The following is a 2,000-nucleotide window of genomic DNA, read 5'->3' on the forward strand; positions in this document are numbered from 1 at the left end:
TTTTTGGCCATCTTGGTGGGGGACTCCCCGTCTTCCTGCTACGTGGGATGGTTGTTTTTTTGATGCCAGTTTTTGGTGTCTTTTGTTTGTGATCGGATTTTTCTGATTCGAATTCTGCCTGGCTTTGGCTGGGGGTTTTTGTTTGGAGAGTTTGATCCTGGCTCAGGACGAACGCTGGCGGCGTGCTTAACACATGCAAGTCGAACGGAAAGGCCCTTCGGGGTGCTCGAGTGGCGAACGGGTGAGTAACACGTGGGTGATCTGCCCTGCACTTTGGGATAAGCCTGGGAAACTGGGTCTAATACCGAATAGGACTGCGCTCTTCATGGGGTGTGGTGGAAAGCTTTTGCGGTGTGGGATGGGCCCGCGGCCTATCAGCTTGTTGGTGGGGTAATGGCCTACCAAGGCGACGACGGGTAGCCGGCCTGAGAGGGTGACCGGCCACACTGGGACTGAGATACGGCCCAGACTCCTACGGGAGGCAGCAGTGGGGAATATTGCACAATGGGCGCAAGCCTGATGCAGCGACGCCGCGTGAGGGATGACGGCCTTCGGGTTGTAAACCTCTTTCAGCACAGACGAAGCGCGAGTGACGGTATGTGCAGAAGAAGGACCGGCCAACTACGTGCCAGCAGCCGCGGTAATACGTAGGGTCCGAGCGTTGTCCGGAATTACTGGGCGTAAAGAGCTCGTAGGTGGTTTGTCGCGTTGTTCGTGAAAACTCACAGCTTAACTGTGGGCGTGCGGGCGATACGGGCAGACTGGAGTACTGCAGGGGAGACTGGAATTCCTGGTGTAGCGGTGGAATGCGCAGATATCAGGAGGAACACCGGTGGCGAAGGCGGGTCTCTGGGCAGTAACTGACGCTGAGGAGCGAAAGCGTGGGGAGCGAACAGGATTAGATACCCTGGTAGTCCACGCCGTAAACGGTGGGTACTAGGTGTGGGTTTCCTTCCTTGGGATCCGTGCCGTAGCTAACGCATTAAGTACCCCGCCTGGGGAGTACGGCCGCAAGGCTAAAACTCAAAGGAATTGACGGGGGCCCGCACAAGCGGCGGAGCATGTGGATTAATTCGATGCAACGCGAAGAACCTTACCTGGGTTTGACATGCACAGGACGCTGGTAGAGATATCAGTTCCCTTGTGGCCTGTGTGCAGGTGGTGCATGGCTGTCGTCAGCTCGTGTCGTGAGATGTTGGGTTAAGTCCCGCAACGAGCGCAACCCTTGTCCTATGTTGCCAGCGGGTTATGCCGGGGACTCGTAGGAGACTGCCGGGGTCAACTCGGAGGAAGGTGGGGATGACGTCAAGTCATCATGCCCCTTATGTCCAGGGCTTCACACATGCTACAATGGCCGGTACAAAGGGCTGCGATGCCGTGAGGTGGAGCGAATCCTTGTAAAGCCGGTCTCAGTTCGGATCGGGGTCTGCAACTCGACCCCGTGAAGTCGGAGTCGCTAGTAATCGCAGATCAGCAACGCTGCGGTGAATACGTTCCCGGGCCTTGTACACACCGCCCGTCACGTCATGAAAGTCGGTAACACCCGAAGCCGGTGGCCTAACCCCTTGTGGGAGGGAGCCGTCGAAGGTGGGATCGGCGATTGGGACGAAGTCGTAACAAGGTAGCCGTACCGGAAGGTGCGGCTGGATCACCTCCTTTCTAAGGAGCACCACGAGAGCTCGCCCCGCCCACATCGTGTGGGGGTTCGGTGTTGCGAGACGATTCGTTGGATGGCTCGGCCTCTGTAGTGGAGGCGGGTCTGGTGCACACAACAAACGTGGGTCCCCTTTGCGGGGCTTGGAACTGCTGGACACACTATTGGGCTTTGAGACAACAGGCCCTGCGATCGCATGCTCGGTGGAGTGTGTGGGTCGGCCGCGAGGGACCAGGCGTTGTTCTGGTGTTCGGACGGTGTTTGTTGTTGCCCTGCTTTGGTGGTGGGGTGTGGTGTTTGATTTGTGGATAGTGGTTGCGAGCATCTCGCATACAAGAAGACTCTG

At 57.5% G+C, this 2,000-nt stretch carries 1 rRNA gene; it reads left to right on the forward strand.

Annotated elements, in window-relative coordinates:
- The first annotated feature begins 139 nt into the window (after window positions 1-139).
- A 16S ribosomal RNA gene (locus AWB94_RS11835) occupies window positions 140-1,659 on the forward strand.
- Window positions 1,660-2,000: the final 341 nt, after the last annotated feature.

The organism is Mycolicibacterium canariasense, from assembly GCF_002101555.1.
In the GTDB taxonomy this organism is placed as follows: Bacteria; Actinomycetota; Actinomycetes; order Mycobacteriales; family Mycobacteriaceae; genus Mycobacterium; species Mycobacterium canariasense.